Annotated in this window: 14 protein-coding genes; 5 read left to right on the forward strand and 9 right to left on the reverse strand. The window is 59.3% G+C overall.

Annotated features, from left to right (window positions below):
• Positions 1 to 6 precede the first annotated feature (6 nt).
• Positions 7 to 2,463: a heavy metal translocating P-type ATPase gene (locus GLP43_RS00445; protein ID WP_237277767.1), complete on the reverse strand. Its 2,457-nt coding sequence runs from the start codon at positions 2,461 to 2,463 to the stop codon at positions 7 to 9.
• Positions 2,464 to 2,650: 187 nt separating this feature from the next.
• Between GLP43_RS00445 and GLP43_RS00450 the strand changes: the two genes are divergently transcribed.
• Positions 2,651 to 3,622 (forward strand): NodZ family protein, encoded by a 972-nt coding sequence (locus tag GLP43_RS00450; RefSeq protein WP_237277768.1) that lies wholly within the window; start codon positions 2,651 to 2,653, stop codon positions 3,620 to 3,622.
• Here GLP43_RS00450 and GLP43_RS00455 read toward each other — a convergent pair.
• From GLP43_RS00455 to GLP43_RS00465, 3 genes are all read right to left on the reverse strand, one after another.
• Entirely contained in the window at positions 3,613 to 4,575 is a 963-nt protein-coding gene (locus GLP43_RS00455; RefSeq protein WP_237277769.1) for a glycosyltransferase family 2 protein, read from the reverse strand. The two genes, GLP43_RS00450 and GLP43_RS00455, sit on opposite strands and share 10 nt — an antisense overlap.
• A 17-nt stretch (positions 4,576 to 4,592) precedes the next feature.
• Complete coding sequence (locus GLP43_RS00460) at positions 4,593 to 5,273, reverse strand: sugar transferase (RefSeq protein ID WP_237277770.1); 681 nt, start codon at positions 5,271 to 5,273, stop codon at positions 4,593 to 4,595.
• A 211-nt stretch (positions 5,274 to 5,484) separates the two neighbouring features.
• Positions 5,485 to 6,750 (reverse strand): glycosyltransferase family 4 protein, encoded by a 1,266-nt coding sequence (locus GLP43_RS00465; protein ID WP_237277771.1) that lies wholly within the window; start codon positions 6,748 to 6,750, stop codon positions 5,485 to 5,487.
• A 192-nt stretch (positions 6,751 to 6,942) separates the two neighbouring features.
• Between GLP43_RS00465 and GLP43_RS00470 the strand changes: the two genes are divergently transcribed.
• Both GLP43_RS00470 and serA read left to right on the forward strand, forming a co-directional pair.
• Positions 6,943 to 8,082: a phosphoserine transaminase gene (locus GLP43_RS00470; protein ID WP_237277772.1), complete on the forward strand. Its 1,140-nt coding sequence runs from the start codon at positions 6,943 to 6,945 to the stop codon at positions 8,080 to 8,082.
• 81 nt (positions 8,083 to 8,163) lie between these two features.
• A complete protein-coding gene (gene serA / locus GLP43_RS00475) occupies positions 8,164 to 9,759 on the forward strand; it encodes a phosphoglycerate dehydrogenase (RefSeq protein WP_009825417.1) in 1,596 nt (531 codons plus the stop codon).
• 152 nt (positions 9,760 to 9,911) lie between these two features.
• Here the strand turns inward: serA and tdh are convergent, their stop codons facing one another.
• The 5 genes from tdh to ubiE form a co-directional block, all read right to left on the reverse strand.
• Positions 9,912 to 10,955 (reverse strand): L-threonine 3-dehydrogenase, encoded by a 1,044-nt coding sequence (gene tdh, locus GLP43_RS00480; RefSeq protein WP_237277773.1) that lies wholly within the window; start codon positions 10,953 to 10,955, stop codon positions 9,912 to 9,914.
• A complete protein-coding gene (locus tag GLP43_RS00485) occupies positions 10,952 to 12,139 on the reverse strand; it encodes a glycine C-acetyltransferase (RefSeq protein ID WP_237277774.1) in 1,188 nt (395 codons plus the stop codon). Before GLP43_RS00485 ends, tdh begins: the two co-directional genes overlap by 4 nt.
• 117 nt (positions 12,140 to 12,256) lie before the next feature.
• Positions 12,257 to 12,823, reverse strand: coding sequence for a helix-turn-helix domain-containing protein (locus tag GLP43_RS00490; RefSeq protein ID WP_009825419.1), 567 nt, complete (start codon positions 12,821 to 12,823; stop codon positions 12,257 to 12,259).
• A gap of 45 nt (positions 12,824 to 12,868) precedes the next feature.
• Positions 12,869 to 14,401: a 2-polyprenylphenol 6-hydroxylase gene (gene ubiB / locus GLP43_RS00495; protein WP_237277775.1), complete on the reverse strand. Its 1,533-nt coding sequence runs from the start codon at positions 14,399 to 14,401 to the stop codon at positions 12,869 to 12,871.
• A 3-nt stretch (positions 14,402 to 14,404) separates the two neighbouring features.
• On the reverse strand, positions 14,405 to 15,157 hold the full coding sequence (ubiE, locus tag GLP43_RS00500; protein ID WP_237277776.1) for a bifunctional demethylmenaquinone methyltransferase/2-methoxy-6-polyprenyl-1,4-benzoquinol methylase UbiE: 753 nt from the start codon (positions 15,155 to 15,157) through the stop codon (positions 14,405 to 14,407).
• Positions 15,158 to 15,245: 88 nt separating this feature from the next.
• On the opposite strand from ubiE, the gene mutM reads away from it, so the two are divergent.
• Both mutM and GLP43_RS00510 read left to right on the forward strand, forming a co-directional pair.
• Entirely contained in the window at positions 15,246 to 16,097 is an 852-nt protein-coding gene (mutM, locus tag GLP43_RS00505; protein ID WP_237277777.1) for a bifunctional DNA-formamidopyrimidine glycosylase/DNA-(apurinic or apyrimidinic site) lyase, read from the forward strand.
• Positions 16,098 to 16,161: 64 nt separating this feature from the next.
• A complete protein-coding gene (locus GLP43_RS00510; protein WP_237277778.1) occupies positions 16,162 to 16,938 on the forward strand; it encodes an enoyl-CoA hydratase in 777 nt (258 codons plus the stop codon).
• Positions 16,939 to 16,981: the final 43 nt, after the last annotated feature.

Below are 16,981 nucleotides of genomic sequence, written 5' to 3' on the forward strand. Positions count from 1 at the left end.
GTTGAATTAGGCGGGTGCTGCGGCGGCGATCCACCGCAGGCGCAGGGCGTTGAACAGGACAAAGACGCTCGACAACGCCATGGCGGCGGCGGCAAGCACGGGCGAAAGCAGCAGGCCGAACAGCGGATAAAGCACACCTGCTGCAACGGGGATCAGCAGCGCGTTATAGCCGAAGGCCCAGAAGAGGTTCTGGCGGATATTGCGCATGGTGTGCTGGCTGATGTGCAGGGCGTTCACCACCCCTTGCAAATCTCCCGACATCAACACCACGTCAGCCGCTTCGATGGCGACATCCGTTCCGGTACCGATGGCGATACCCACGTCGACCCCCGCCAGCGCGGGCGCATCATTGATCCCGTCCCCGACAAAGGCGACCTTGTGGCCCGCCTGTTGCAGGTCCTCCAGCGCGGCGACCTTGCCGTCGGGCAGCACTTCGGCGACCACGGTATCGATCCCCAAGCGGTTGGCAATCGCCTGTGCCGTCGCCTTGTTGTCACCGGTGATCATGGCGATTTTCAGCCCCGCTTCGTGCAGTGCCTCCAGCGCTTGGGGCGTCGTTTCCTTGATCGGGTCGGCGACGCCGATCATCGCGACAAGCTCCTCATCGACGGCGGCGAAAAGCGGTGTCTTGCCCTCGCTCCCCCATGCTGCCGACCGCCCCTCTGCCGCGGCGAGAGAGACCCCTTCGGCCTCCATGAAACGGTCCGCCCCGACAAGCACGCGACGCCCCTCGACCTCGGCGTGTACACCGTGGCCGGTTTGCGAGGCAAAAGAGGTCACCGCTGCCAGCGACAGCCCCTGTGTTTCGGCATGGCGCAGGATGGCGCTGGCAATCGGGTGCTCTGACTGCGCCTCGACCGACGCAACGAGCCGCAACGCATCAGCCTGCGACCAGCCGTTGAAGACATCCAGATCCGTCACCTCGGGTCGACCGGCGGTCAGCGTGCCGGTTTTATCAAGCGCGATGGTATCGACCTCGGCCAAGACCTGCAGTGCGTCCCCCTTGCGGAACAGCACGCCCATCTCGGCGCCTCGCCCCGTGCCCACCATGATAGAGGTCGGCGTAGCCAGCCCCATCGCACAGGGGCAGGCGATGATCAGCACCGCGACGCTTGCCACCAGCGCGTGCCCCAAGGACGGCTGCGGCCCGAACGCCAGCCAAACAAGGAAGGTGGCCGCGGCGATCGCCATGACGGCGGGCACGAACCACATGGTAATGCGGTTGACCATATCCTGCACCGGCAGCTTTGCGCCTTGAGCGTCCTCGACCATGCGCACGATCTGCGACAGGGTCGTATCCGCGCCTACATGTGTCGCGCGGTAAACCAGCGCGCCGGTGCCATTCACCGTCCCCCCGACCACACGCGTGTCGGGCAGCTTTTCGACGGGCACGGGTTCGCCGGTGATCATGCTTTCATCGACATAGGAACTGCCACGTGTCACGGTCCCGTCGACCGCGATCTTTTCACCGGGCCGCGCATGGATCAGATCGCCGACGGTGATCGCGTCAATCGCGATCTCCGACACGTCGCCGTCCCTCTCTACCCGCGCGGTTTTGGCGCGCAGCCCGACCAGCTTGCGGATCGCTTGACCCGTCTGGCCCTTGGCCCGCGCCTCTAGCGTGCGCCCCAGCAGGATCAGCGTGACGATCATCGCGGCGGCTTCGAAATAGACCGCTTGCGCACCGGCGGGCAGCAACTGCGGCAAGAACAGCGCCACGGTGGAAAAGCACCATGCCGCCGTGGCCCCCAGAAACACCAGAGAGTTCATGTCGGGCGTGCGTTTCAACAGCGCTGGCACGCCGGTGACAAAAAAGCGCCGCCCGGGCCATGCCAGAACGATGGTGGTCAACACGAACTGGATCGACCAGCTAAGCTGCTGCCCCAGCGTCGACATCACCCAATGGTGGAACGCGGGGATCATATGGCCGCCCATCTCGAGCACAAACACCGGCAGGGTCAGCGCCGCGGCCAGTAGCGTCATACGTTTAAGATGCGCGGCTTCTTCAACCTTGCGGTCCGGCGCGGGGGAAGATGCGGTGTCCGTCACAGGGGTGGCGGGGTAGCCCGCGGCTTGCGCAGCCTGCACAATGGCGGCATCCGGCTCTGCGGTAAGCGCCTGCACCACAGCCTCTTCCCGGGCGAGGTTGACGGTGACATCGACCACACCCGGCACGGCCGCCAAGGCGCGTTCGACCCGCCCGACGCAGGATGCACAGGACATGTTTTCAATGGCATAGCGCCGCGTTTGCACGGTGGCGGGGTAGCCTGCGGTCGCAAGCGCGGCGACGGCATCCTTGGGGTCGAAACCCGATGCCACCTGCAGCGACGCCGTTTCCGAGGCGAGGTTCACGCGGGCGTCCTGCACACCCTCCACGCGCCCAAGCGCGGTCTCGACCCGCCCCACGCAAGAGGCGCAATTCATACCACCAATGCCAAAATTTATCGCAACTACATCGCCCATCAGCCGTCTCCTTGGGGTGTCTTGCCCCTCAGATAGGGCTTCCAGTTAATGGAAGGTCAAGCGGTGATATGGATTTTATTCGATTTCGCTGCAGATTCCGGTGTCTTCCCTAGACCGGTTAAGACTTTGGAAAGACATCTGCGCGATGGTGAGCGTCAAACGACAAGCAGAAGGTGTGTTTCGACGGATGCAGTCAAAAACACTGGTGATCAAGGGAAAAGGCGGATTGGGCAACCGCATCCTGTCGGCGATCTCGGGTCTGGTTTACGCCGATCTATCCGGCCGCAAACCAGTGATCGACTGGCGCGACGGCAGCTATGCGCCGCTTGGCGAAAACGCTTATCCTCTGCTGTTCCAGTCGCCGATCGGGGACGAAGCGATTGGGGGTGCCACGATGGATGACGGGGCCGATATCTGCCCCGCGATCTGGGCTGGCAATCTGCACCGCCAACCCCAAGACATGATCGACACCTATATGCCGCAGTCACATTCAAACCCGTGGGGCTATCGGCGCCTTTGCGTGGACCTCAAGCGGTTGGACCAGCCTCAGGCGGTGGCGGTCTATTGGTCTTACCTGCCAAAGCTGGGCCGCATGCGGCAGCATATGCGCCGGGATACACGCTTTGCCAAACGGGGGGAGCGCGAGATTTTCGCCGATTATCTTGGGCGTTATTTTACCCCCAACGCACGGGTACGCCATGCGCTATCGCAAATGCGCCCCACGGCAAAACTGCCAAGCATCGGGGTTCATATCAGGTTCACCGATCGAAAAATCCCGCTTGGCCCGGTGCTAAAGACCCTGGAGCAGCTAAAGGCCCGCCATCCGACCGCGACCATCTTTCTTGCGACGGACAATGCCGAGATCGAGGATCGTTTGAAGCGTGCGTTCGACAGGGTCATAACCCATCCCAAACGGCTAGCCCCTGCCGGCGCGCGTTTGCATGGGCCGGATACAACATGCAACCCGCTGCAAGAGGCTGAAAATGCCCTGATCGACATGTGGCAATTGTCGCGTTGTGATCACCTGATCTATTCCCGCCGCTCGACCTTCTCTGTCACCTCTGGCTACTTGGGGCGCTTTGCCCCTGCGCGGATCCACGATGTCGAACGGTATTCTCCGACGCTTTGGGCGAAGGAAATGTTGCAACGCTATGCATGATCATACCCCCGTAGCCATGTCTTGCGGGCGGCCCAGACCGCCGCCCAATGTGCCGCCCGCGCCCGTCTTTGGGTATTTAGCGAAGCCACGAACGGCCGCGTGGCCAAATACCGAAGCGCCGACCAAAGCCACATCAGAAAAACCCCAGCACCCTGTTGCCACGCCGGCCAGTGATCGCGGACCAATGACGCACGCGACGTCATCACCGCGATCGCCTTTGCCTCTGTCACCGTGGTAGAGGCCCCGACATGATGCACGATCTGCGCCTTCGGCGTGATCAACGGCTGATGTCCCAAGTGAATCGCGCGCAGGCAAAGATCGGCATCCTCGCCATACATGAAATATTTCTCCGAAAACCCGCCCAGTTGATGCCACAAGGACCGGTCGATCAACAGAAAACACCCCACAACGATATCGACCTGGCGCTCAGAATCCCGCGGCCAGCGCCCGTAGGCTTCGGGGTTAAACACCGCGCTACGCGGAAATGCAGTGCTGAGCCCGGTCGCTTTGAACAACAGGCTGGCCACGGTGGGCCGCGCCCAACAAGACGCGATGTTAAGCGACCCGTCAGCAAAAATGGTACGCCCTCCCCAAATCCCGGCCTGCGGTTTTTCCCGCGCAAAGGCGATGAGCTGATCGACCGCATCGGTATGAAGTTCGGTATCAGGGTTCAGCAACAGTAAATAGTCCGAGCAACACTGCTGCGCGGCAAGGTTATTCGCGCGCGCAAAGCCCAGATTCTGTGCCGAGCGGACCAACCGGACCTGCGGAAACGCCGCAGCTATCGCGTCTGCCGAACCGTCAGAGGAGGCGTTATCCCAAACAATACACTCAAATTGAGTCAACTGCGTATGTTCATACAGCGTTTCTATCGCCCTAAGCGTCAATTCCCGCGTATTGTAGCTGACGATCACGACACTAAGGGCAGGTGCGCTGAGGCTTAACTGTGGCACGCCCCCCACCTGCAACTTCAGCACCCCGTTGCGCGCAGAACGACGCCCACCGTTGCCTTTAAAATCCGTAAATCCTCAGCCAGTGACAGCGCCCCGAAATATCGATTATCAAAATCTGCCCGCTCGGAAAATTTCGCCCTATTTCGTGAAGAAATTTGCCAGTTTCCGCTGATCCCCGGCCGCAGGCTCTCGTATTTTTCGCCCTTATAAAGCGCTTTCTGGACCACCAACATTGGACGCGGGCCAACCAGGCTCATCTCTCCACTCAGGACGTTCACGAACTGCGGCAACTCATCCAGCGATGTACACCGCAAGAACCGCCCCACCTTAGTAACCCGCGGGTCATGCCGCAGTTTCTGGCTACGCCGCCATTCAGCCTGAGCTTGGGGGTTCCGTGCTAAGTAGTCTTGCAAATCGTTCTGACCATGGGGTCGCATGGTTCGAATTTTCCACATTTTAAATACCCGGCCCCCTTTCCCGATCCGCTCTTGAGTAAAAAACGGTGGCTGCCCAGTTGCCGCAACAACACACGCAACAACGCCGATTAATAAAAATACCATCGGTGCGAACAAAAAGCAGAAGCCGACATCAAAGCAGCGTTTACCATACAGGCGGTAAAACGACCGATTAAGATCACTGCCCTGCCTCACATGTGAACTGGGATAAACGTGCTGCTTTAGGGCATTACTTTGATACACCGGAAACTCCTTCTTCGGCTAAGGCCTGGGGAAAGGTCGATGAATCAATGGTTAGGGTGATAGCCTTACTACGGAGTTAAGAAAAAAGATCCAATTTGAATGAGTGTGTAGAAGAGCCGTTCATCATGACGTGCTCCAACCGGCAGGACGGCGATCAACCCGCGACACTGCATCATGTAATTTAAGGTAAACTATGGTTTGCGCCGGCTGCTCAGCACATGCGCTTGTCGCAAAGCCGCGTATATGCCGCCAAGAGATGCGGCTCAGACGAAGACCATGCCAGCGCATTCACGACCCTCGCGCGCCCGGCCTTCCCCATCGCCGCTCTTAAAGACGGGTTGTCGATGAGCTGTTTAATACACTCGGCAAATCGAACTGGATCATTCGAAGCAGCGTAGAGAGACGCATTTTCCGCGGTACGCCTGCCTTCAGTCAGATCGAATTGAACAACCGGTTTGCCCAGCGCCATGTATTCAACCACTTTGTTCATTGATGATATGTCGTTCATCGCATTGCACGGGTCCGGCGCAAGACCAATGTCCATCGAGTTCAATGCATCTACCAAAGCGCGCCCATAAAGCGCGCCAGTAAAAGTGAAATAGGACCCTAGCCCAAGGTCATCCACCTGTCGTTTCATATCGGGCAATGCGGGACCGAAACCGATGATCAAGAAATGGATGTTCCGAATACCTAAGAATGTCACGAGGTGATCCGCTGCGCAGAGCAATAGGTCCATTCCCTCTTGCTGCCCGATCACACCGACATAGCCAAGCAGAACCACGCCCTCGCGTCGGTATGCTTGCACACCTGCCCCCGGGATAAAATCTGTCAGCTTCGGCGCGGATCGGACAATAAAAATATCGTTGGCACGTTTGCCGCCCCTAGCCATAGCAATATCGCGAAAACTTTGATTCGGTGATATCACCACCGATGCGGTACCGTAGCTGAGCAGTTCACACTTTCGCATGATGCCGTAACCTACGCCTTGCCTGTTAAATTTGGCCACAAAAAGTTCTGGGCAGACATCGTGCTGGTCATACACATAAGAAACGCCCTTACGTCGGTACCACATGGCAAGAAGGCAGATCAGATCAGGTGGATTGCACCCGTGTATCGCCTGAAAAGGGTTTTGCCGCCAAATACGCCGCGCGAGCCTAAACCAATGCCAGATCGCGCTGGCATATTCCCTTGCATATGAAACCGCGCCGCCCCCGGTTTCAGGAGCAGCCGGGTATCGGTAAATATCCACGCCTTCGCGCCGTTCAAACGGTGCAACCCATCCCTGACCCGTGGGCGAAATGATAGAGACTTGGTAGCCCGCGCGGACCAAAGTCGTCGCTTCCAACCAGACCCGGCGATCAAGCGGCACAGGCAGGTTTTCAACCACGATCAAGATATGGCGCAGGGGCGGTTCGGGCATAGGTCCTTCAACATCAGAATCAGCTTGGCTTTCGTTCTGCCAGCCACGGATGAACATGAAGTTAATTCCGAAGCGCCCTCTCCCTAAGTTGTCTCCAATAGGAAACATCACCTGGTGGTTCAGCTAATTAGCCAGCATTTGCATCAATCTTGCTTGATTTGGGGGCTTGCCGCGCCCATTGCCGCCGCGTATTCCAGCACGTGGGACACCCTTCCCCAACGAAGGGCGCTTATCTGAAAGGGTAGCTACATGGCTATTACGACACCGACCGCGCGGCCCACGAATCCGCGCTTTTCCTCTGGCCCGTGCGCCAAACCCCCCGTTTATGACCTGACAAAGCTTGCAAGCGCGCCTTTGGGGCGTAGCCACCGGGCGGCACCGGGCAAAGCGAAATTGCTTGAAGCAATTGAAACCACCCGCGAAATTCTGGGCGTGCCTGACGATTATAAGATCGGCATCGTTCCGGCGTCTGACACTGGTGCCTATGAAATGGCGATGTGGTCCTTGCTGGGCGAACGCCCTGCGGAAATGGTCGCATGGGAATCGTTCGGCGCAGGCTGGGTGACCGACGCCGTGAAACAGCTCAAGATCGAGCATACGGTACATACCGCGGATTACGGTCAAATTGTCGACATGTCGGCGTTGAACTACGACAACGACGTGTGCTTCACTTGGAACGGGACAACCTCTGGCGTGCGCGTCCCAACGGGCGATGTTATCCCCGCCGACCGCAAGGGGCTGACACTATGCGATGCGACATCGGCTGCCTTCGCGATGGATCTGCCGTGGGACAAACTGGATGTGACGACATTCAGCTGGCAGAAAGTTCTGGGCGGTGAAGCAGCACACGGCATGCTGATCCTCAGCCCTCGTGCCGTCGAGCGGCTTGAAAACTATACGCCTGCTTGGCCCCTGCCCAAGATTTTCCGCCTGACTAAAGGTGGCAAGCTGATCGACGGGATTTTCAAGGGCGAGACGATCAACACGCCGTCTATGCTGTGCGTAGAAGATTACCTGCTGGCGCTTGATTGGGCGAAATCCGTCGGCGGCCTGCAAGGTCTGATCGCGCGCGCCGATGCGAATACGGCAGCGATCACCGATTTTGTGGACACGCATGACTGGATCGAATTCCTTGCGGTTGATCCGGCGACACGGTCGAACACATCGGTCTGCCTGAAATTCAATGACGACCGTATCGCAGACGGCGCAGCCTTCGCAAAAGCTGTCGCGAAACGTCTCGCGGACGAGGATGCCGCTTTGGACATCGGCGCCTACCGCGATGCCCCTGCCGGTCTGCGGATCTGGTGCGGCGGCACCGTCGAAACCTCTGACATCCAGGCCATGCTGCCTTGGTTGGAATGGGCTTTCGAAGCCGAGATCAACGCTTAATTTCGGGTTCCCCGCTCGGCGATCGCGCCAGGCGGGTGGCTAACCCACGCCCCCCTTCTATCCAAAAAAGGAGCGCCAATCATGGCCCCCAAAGTGCTTATTTCCGACAAACTCTCGGACGCCGCCGTTCAAATCTTCAAAGACCGCGGCATTGACGTCGACTTCCAACCCGATCTTGGCAAAGACAAGGACAAGCTTGCCGCTGTGATCGGCGATTACGACGGGCTCGCCATCCGGTCCGCGACGAAAGTGACCGAAAAGATCCTCGCCAATGCGACCAACCTCAAGGTGATCGCCCGCGCCGGTATCGGCACCGATAACATCGACAAGGATGCGGCCTCGAAAAAGGGTGTCATCGTCATGAACACCCCTTTCGGCAACATGATCACCACTGCAGAACACGCGATTGCGATGATGTTCGCCGTTGCCCGCCAAATCCCCGAGGCATCGGCCTCCACCCATGCCGGCAAATGGGAAAAGTCCAAATTCATGGGGGTCGAGCTTACGGGCAAGACCCTTGGCGTAATCGGCGCCGGCAACATCGGCGGCATCGTCTGCGATCGCGCCCGCGGGCTGAAGATGAAAGTCGCGGCCTATGACCCCTTCCTGAGCGAGGAAAAAGCCAAGAAGATGGGTGTCGAGAAAGTCGAGCTGGACGATCTGCTGGCGCGCGCGGACTTCATCACGTTGCACGTGCCTTACACGGATCAAACCGCAAATATCCTGTCCAAGGAAGCCTTGGCGAAAACCAAAAAAGGTGTGCGGATCATCAACTGTGCCCGCGGCGGTCTGGTCGACGAAGAAGCATTGGCCGAAGCGCTGAAATCCGGCCATGTCGCTGGCGCAGCCTTCGACGTTTTCAAAGAAGAGCCCGCGACCGAAAACCCGCTGTTCGGCCTCCCCAACGTCGTCTGCACCCCCCACCTTGGGGCCGCCACAACCGAAGCGCAGGAAAACGTGGCACTTCAGGTCGCTGAACAAATGTCCGACTACCTGCTGACCGGTGCCGTCACAAACGCCCTGAACATGCCTTCCGTCACCGCCGAAGAGGCAAAGGTCATGGGCCCGTGGATCACTTTGGCGGGGCACCTTGGGGCGTTCATTGGCCAGATGACGGATGAAGCCGTTAAGGCGATCAACATCCTTTACGACGGTCAGGTGTCCGAGATGAACCTGAACGCGCTGAACTGCGCGGTCGTGGCGGGCATCATGAAACGTGCCAACCCCGACGTGAACATGGTCAGCGCCCCCGTTGTTGCGCGCGAAAAAGGCATCCAGATCAGCACCACCAATCAGGACAAATCCGGTGTCTTCGACGGCTATGTGAAAGTGACCGTTGTCACCGAGAAACGGGAACGGTCGATCGCGGGCACCGTGTTCTCGGATGGCAAACCACGCTTCATCCAGATCAAAGGCATCAATATCGAAGCCGAAGTTGGAGCGCATATGCTCTACACCACCAACAACGACGTGCCCGGCATCATCGGGACGCTGGGTCAGACCCTGGGTGCGAACGACGTGAACATCGCGAACTTCACCCTCGGCCGGTCCACCGCCAAAGGGGAGGCGATTGCCTTGCTCTATATTGACGGCCCGCTGCCCGAGAAAGCGCTGAAAGACCTGCGTGATACAGGTCTGTTCAAACAGGTCAAAGAGCTCGAATTCGAAGTCGCCTAAGACCCTCAGCGCATCAAAGAAACGCAAAGCGCCCCCATCACCGGGGGCGCTTTTTTTTGCCTGCTTCCAATTGGCCTAAATCCCGGGGGAGCAGCCAAAGGCTGCGGGGGCAGCGCCCCTACAGGCTCACCCCTACCGCTGACCCCGACGCATCACGCGCCGGTCCAGTTCAGCACCACTTTGCCAGAGGCCCCCGATTTCATCGTCGCAAACCCCGTCTGGAAGTCGTCGACGTCAAAACGATGGGTGATGATCTCACGCACGTCCAAGCCGTTTTCAAGCATGGCAATCATCTTGTACCACGTCTCGAAAATCTCGCGGCCATAGACCCCTTTGACGGTGATCGCCTTGAACACGATGCGCGACCAATCGACGGGCGATTTACCCGGCGGGATGCCCAGCATCGCGATCCGCCCGCCCATGGTCATCGCCTCTACCATCTGGTCCAGCGCGACCTGATTGCCCGACATCTCCATCCCGACGTCGAAGCCCTGTTTCATCTTCAGCCGCGCGATGACATCGGCAAGATCCTCGTGACGCACATCCACGGGCACGACATCGGCGACCTTAGCGGCGAGCTCTAGCCGGGCGGGGTTCACATCCGTGATCACCACATGACGCGCGCCGACGTGCCGCGCGACCGCTGCGGCCATGATACCGATGGGGCCTGCACCAGTGATCAGCACATCTTCCCCCACAAGATCAAAGCTCAGCGCGGTGTGTACCGCATTGCCAAGCGGGTCGAGGATCGCTCCGATATCGTCCGAGATCGTGTCGGGCAGCGGGACGACATTGAACGCGGGCAGCCGCAGATATTGCGCGAAGGCACCTTGTTCATTCACGCCGATACCACGCGTGGCGGGATCAAGGTGGAACTTGCCGGACCGCGACTGGCGCGAGGTTTTTCCGATCAGATGCCCCTCGCCCGAGCAGCGCTGCCCGATGGTCAGATCCGTGACATTGCGGCCCAGTTCCACAATCTCTCCGGCGAATTCATGGCCGGTGATCAGCGGGACAGGCACGGTGTTTTGCGCCCATTCATCCCAGTTCCAGATGTGAATATCCGTGCCGCAAATGCCGGTTTTGTTGATCTTGATCAGCACGTCATCAGGCCCGATTTCCGGCACCGGCGCGCGGGTCATCCACAGCCCCTCGCGGGGCTCGGATTTACACAATGCCTTCATTTCGTTGCTCATGACAGAACCCCACAGGCTTTGCCCGCCACCTTGAAGGCTTCGAGCGCGCGATCGAGCTCATCGCGGGTCAGCGCGGCATTCATCTGGGTGCGGATGCGGGCCTGACCGCGGGGCACAACGGGAAAGAAAAAGCCGCTGACATAGACGCCTTCCTCGAACAGGCGCGCAGCCATATCCTGCGCCAACTGCGCCTCGCCCAGCATCACGGGGATGATCGGATGTTCACCGGGCAGCAGGTCAAAGCCGAGGGTGGTCAGCCCTTCGCGCCAGTATTTCGCGTTCTCGAACAGTTGCTTGCGACGATCGTCGCCTTGTTCGACCAGTTCAAGCGCCTTGATCCCCGCCATGACAATCGACGGCGGCAGTGAATTCGAGAAGAGATAGGGCCGCGCGCGTTGGCGCAGTAGGTCGATCACCGGCTGCGGCCCTGCGATATAGCCGCCGATGGCCCCGCCAAGCGCCTTGCCCAAGGTGCCCGTTAGGATATCCACATCGACCCCGAAGTGCGCTGGAGTGCCCTCCCCCTTCGGGCCCATAAAGCCTGTCGCGTGGCAGTCGTCGACCATCACCAGCGCTTCGTACTTTTCGGCCAGTTTGGTGATTTCGGGCAGTTTCGCCAGATAGCCGTCCATGCTGAACACGCCGTCGGTCGCGATCATGATGAACCGCGCGCCTTCCTCGCGGGCGAGCTTGAGCTGCCCTTCAAGGTCGTCCATGTCCGAGTTAGCATAGCGGTAGCGTTTGGCCTTGCACAGGCGGATGCCGTCGATGATTGAGGCGTGGTTCAGACTGTCCGAGACGATGGCGTCCTCTGGCCCGAACAGGGGCTCGAACAGCCCGCCGTTGGCGTCAAAGCACGCCGCGAAGAGGATAGAATCGTCTTTCCCGAGGAAGGCCGCCAGCTTTTGTTCCAGCTCGCGGTGGATGTCCTGTGTGCCACAGATAAAGCGGACAGAAGCCATCCCGAACCCCTTAGGGTCCATCGCATCGCGGGCAGAGGCGATCAGATCGGGGTGATCTGCCAGCCCCAAGTAGTTGTTTGCGCAAAGGTTAATCACCTGACGCCCGCCCACCGTGATCTCACCGGATTGGGGCGAGGTGATCATGCGCTCTTGCTTCATCATACCGTCTGCCGCGATGCCGGACAGGGTGGCGTTGACGTGATCTAGGTAGGCTTGGGTCATGATAGAACTCCTTTTCTGCAGGCATTCTATCATAGTGGACGAAATTCCGAAATAGAGGATATCCCCTATAGCGGATTTTTTCCTATATCGTGGATTTCTCCATCATAGCCCAAACGGTCAGGCGTCTTGCACCACCAGAAACGCCCGCACAGGACCATCCGTTGCAGCGATCCGGTGTGGGACATCAGCAGGATAACGCGCCGTGTCGCCTGCGTGGACAGTGCCGACGGCGTCGCCGCTGCGCAGCTCTACCGTGCCTTGCGACACAGTCAGATGCTCGCGCGCGCCGCGGGTATGAGGCTGGCTGTCCAGCATCCCGCCTGCGTCGATCAACAGTTCGTAAACCTCGTGTTTGCCTGCCTCTTCGGGGGGCGACAGGATGCGGATGCGGCAGCCGGAGCCGAGATTGTTGATCGTCGGCACCTCAGCCGCGCGCAAAACCTCGATCTGCGCGGGCGTTGGCGCGCTGTCCAGAAGGCCCGCGAAATCCACCTGTAGCGCACGGGTCAGGTTCCACAGGGTGGCGATGGTGGGGCTGCTTTCACCGCGTTCGATCTGACTGACCATGGACCGCGACACGCCCGAAAGCTTGGCCACCGCATCAAGGCTCAGGCCCTGAGCGGTGCGCGCGGCCTTTAGGCGAGCGGGAAGTTGCGTCAGTATAGCGTCTGGATTATCCGTCATGTCGGATAGATGGGCCGCAGTATGCCCCGCTGTCAATGGCAGGCGCTAGCTGAGCGCCTGTAAAATCGCGATAATCCCCGTCGCTGTCCCCGCCCCGACAATCGCGGAAAGGATGATCCACCGGCGGAATGCGGGACGCTCTGGCGGCGTTTCGTCTTGCTGCCGGATCAATGCATTTTCGACCAACGCAGGCAGGCGCGGGCCAAAACGAGCGAGGACCATAGCGGTCTTGCTCAGATCCTTAATCACGGCACGGGGGCCGATGGACTTGGAGATGTAGTCCGTCACGATCGGGTTCGACACTTCCCAGATGTTGATATGCGGGTTGAGCGACCGGGCGACGCCTTCGACGACGACCATGGTGCGCTGTAGCAAGATCAGCTCTGTCCGTGTTTCCATGCCAAAGCGTTCCGTGACCTCGAACAGGTAGGTCAGCAGCCGCGCCATCGAAATGCGGGTCGCGTCCATGCCAAAGATAGGCTCCCCTACGGCGCGCAGGGCGCGGGCGAATTCGTCGACATCCTTATCGGCAGGCACGTAGCCCGCTTCGAAATGCACCTCTGCCACCCGTTTGTAATCCTTGCGGATAAAGCCGAACAGGATCTCGGCATATACGCGGCGGGTGTATTCATCGATGTGGCCCATAATGCCAAAATCATAGGCGATGATATCGCCATTCGGCGCGACCTTGAGGTTGCCCTGATGCATATCCGCGTGGAAATACCCGTCGCGCAGTGCGTGGTTCAGGAACAGCTGCAACACGCGGTCGCCAAGCGCCACACGGTCATGGCCCGCGGCATCAATCGCGGCGTTGTCGCCCATCGGGACACCATCGGCCCAGCCCAGGGTCATCACGCGGCGGGCAGAATATTCCCATTTGATCGCAGGCAGTTGGAAGCCTGCATCGCCTTTGGTGTTCGCTGCAAATTCCGACGCGGCAGAGGATTCGAGCCGCAGATCCAGCTCGCCCCGCACCACACCATCGAAATGTTCGATCACCTCCATCGGGCGTAGGCGGCGCGATCCGGGTGAGAAAAGTTCAACCATTCGCGCGGCAAGATAGAAGGCATCGACATCCTTGCGAAAGGCTTTCTCGATCCCCGGACGCAGCACTTTGACAGCGACGTCTTCCTGCGTTTCGGCGATGGTGGCGCGGTGCACCTGCGCGATAGAGGCAGCGGCGACGGGCTCGCTAAAGTCAGAGAATATCGCATCGACCGGCAGGCCGAGCTCTTTTTCGACTTCTGCCTTGGCCTGTTCGATGGAAAACGGCGGCAGCTTGTCTTGCAGCACGCGCAGTTGCACGGCCAGCTCGTCGCCCACAACATCGGGGCGGGTAGAGAGCACCTGACCGAACTTGATGTAGGCAGGGCCAAGCGCGGTTAGTGCACGGGTCGCGGGCGGCATGGACGGATCACCGGCATAGCCCAGAAACTTGAACGGTTTGCCAAGCGCCTTGGCGACAAAGCGTAATGCGGTCGTTGCATCAAAGGCGTCCAGCACGACATTCATCGCGCCGGTCCGCTCCAAAGTTGCACCGGTGCGGATCAACCGCCAGATATTATGAGGTCCGCGCATGGGTTAAATCTTCCAACCAGAATGAAGCGCCGCGATCCCCAGCGACAGGTTCCGGTACTTCGCCTGCCCGAAGCCCGCGGTGCGCAGCATGCCCAGGAAGGTTTCCTGATCAGGGAAGTTGCGGATCGATTCCACGAGGTACTGATAGCTGTCGCGGTCGTTGGCGATCATCTGCCCCATGCGGGGGATGACGTTAAAGCTATAAAGATCGTAGGCTTTCTGCATCATCGGATTGGGCAGCTGGCTGAATTCAAGCACCATGAGACGCCCGCCGGGACGCAGCACGCGGTAGGCTTCATTCAGCGCTTCTTGTGGGCGGGTGACGTTCCGGATGCCAAAGCTGATGGTATAGACGTCAAAGGTATTATCCTCGAACGGCAGCGCCATGGCGTCGCCGACGACCCAATCAAGGCTATCGGCCATCGCTGCGGCCTCTGCCCGTTTGCGCCCTGCGACCAGCATCGGTTCGGTCAAATCCAGCACAGTGGCGTGGCCCGATCCCGCGCGGCCCAGAAATTTGAACGACACATCGCCCGTGCCGCCAGCGACATCCAGCAGCTTTTGTCCTGCACGCGGGGCCAGCCAATCCATCATCGCTTCTTTCCAGACGCGGTGGATGCCGACGCTCATCACATCGTTCATAATGTCATACTTGCTTGCGACAGAGTTAAAGACACCCTGCACGCGTCCGGCCTTGTCGCCTTCGGCCACGGTTTCAAATCCGAAATGAGTGGTTTTGTCGCTGTCGTTTGTCATGGGGTCTTGTAGTCCTTTGATCTGCACCTTTGTTATAGGGCGCGAGGGGTCAGGTACAATGCGCCCTTTTGTCAGAAGGGGAACAACCATGCCTGAGTTGCCAGAGGTCGAAACAGTACGTCGCGGTCTATCCCCCGTGATGGAGGGTGAGGTGATCGCCCGCGCCGAGGTAAATCGCCCCGATCTGCGCTGGCCTTTCCCCCCAGATATGGCGGCACGGCTGACAGGACAACGGGTGACCCAACTGCGGCGGCGGTCAAAATATATCCTCGCTGATCTGTCGTCAGGAGAATCGCTGCTGGTGCATCTGGGGATGTCGGGGAGGATGCTGATCTCGGGCGATCCATTGGGGCAGTTCGTGCATGACCACCCCGCCCCCGAAAAACACGACCATGTGGTGTTTCATATGGGCAACGGTGCGCGGGTGACCTTTAACGACCCGCGCCGCTTTGGCGCGATGGACTTGTTGGACACTGCCAGCGCTGACAGCCACAAGCTGCTGTCGTCGATCGGGCCGGAGCCTTTGGGCAATGACTTCCACGAAGACCATCTCATCGCCGCGCTGAAAGGCAAGAACACCCCCATCAAGACCGCGTTGCTGGACCAGCGGATCGTGGCGGGGCTGGGAAATATCTATGTCTGCGAAACACTTTACCGTGCGGGCATCCACCCCGCGCGCAAAGCGGGACGGATCGCGGCAAAACGTGTGGGCGCATTGGTCCCGATCATCCGCGATGTCTTGAACGAGGCGATTACCGCTGGTGGATCCACCTTACGCGATTTCAAACGCGCGGACGGTGAATTGGGCTATTTCCAGCACAGCTTTGACGTGTACGGCCGCGAGGCAGAGCCCTGCCGCAGTGAAGGCTGCACCCATCAGATTGCACGAATCGTCCAGTCGGGGCGGTCTTCCTTCTACTGCCCGCAATGCCAAAGATAACTTGAAACACCCCACCCCCGTGGTATGCACATCTTTCAAAGCGTAACAAACGAGAGCATTCTTGATGGCTTATGAAACGATCACGGTCGACGTCGACAACCACATCGCGCTTGTCACGCTGAACCGTCCCGATGCGATGAACGCACTGAATGACCAGCTGATGACCGAGCTCGCCGATGCGTTGAAATCGGCTCAGGAAAACGAAAAAGTCCGCTGCATCGTGATCACCGGTTCGGAAAAGGCTTTTGCCGCCGGTGCCGATATCGCCATGATGCGCGACAAAAGCTTCGTCGATGTCTTTGCCGGTGACCTCTTCACCCCCGAGACAGACCAGATCATGCGCGTGCGCAAACCCATCATTGCTGCTGTGTCGGGCTATGCCCTTGGCGGCGGCTGCGAACTGGCGATGATGTGTGACTTTATCATCTGTTCCGAAAGCGCCAAATTCGGGCAGCCTGAAATTAACCTTGGTGTTGTCGCAGGTATTGGCGGCACGCAGCGCCTGACCCGCGCCATCGGCAAATCCAAAGCGATGGACATGAACCTGACCGGCCGCTTCATGGATGCTGCCGAGGCAGAGCGTGCGGGCCTTGTATCGCGCGTCGTCCCCGTCAAGAAACTGATGGAAGAAGCCATGGCCGCCGCCGCCAAGATCGCTGAGAAATCGATGATCTCGACCATGGTGGTAAAAGAAGCCGTAAACCGGTCGTTCGAAGTGCCCCTGCGCGAAGGCCTGCTGTTTGAGCGTCGTGTTTTCCATTCGCTGTTCGCGACGGAAGACCAGAAAGAAGGCATGTCCGCCTTCCTTGAAAAGCGCGAAGCGCAGTTCCGGGACAAGTAAATAGCTTTGCGGGTTTGCATTGCGTGTCGGGTTGGACTATAGG

The organism is Sulfitobacter sp. M39 (genome assembly GCF_021735935.1).
Lineage (GTDB): Bacteria > Pseudomonadota > Alphaproteobacteria > Rhodobacterales > Rhodobacteraceae > Sulfitobacter.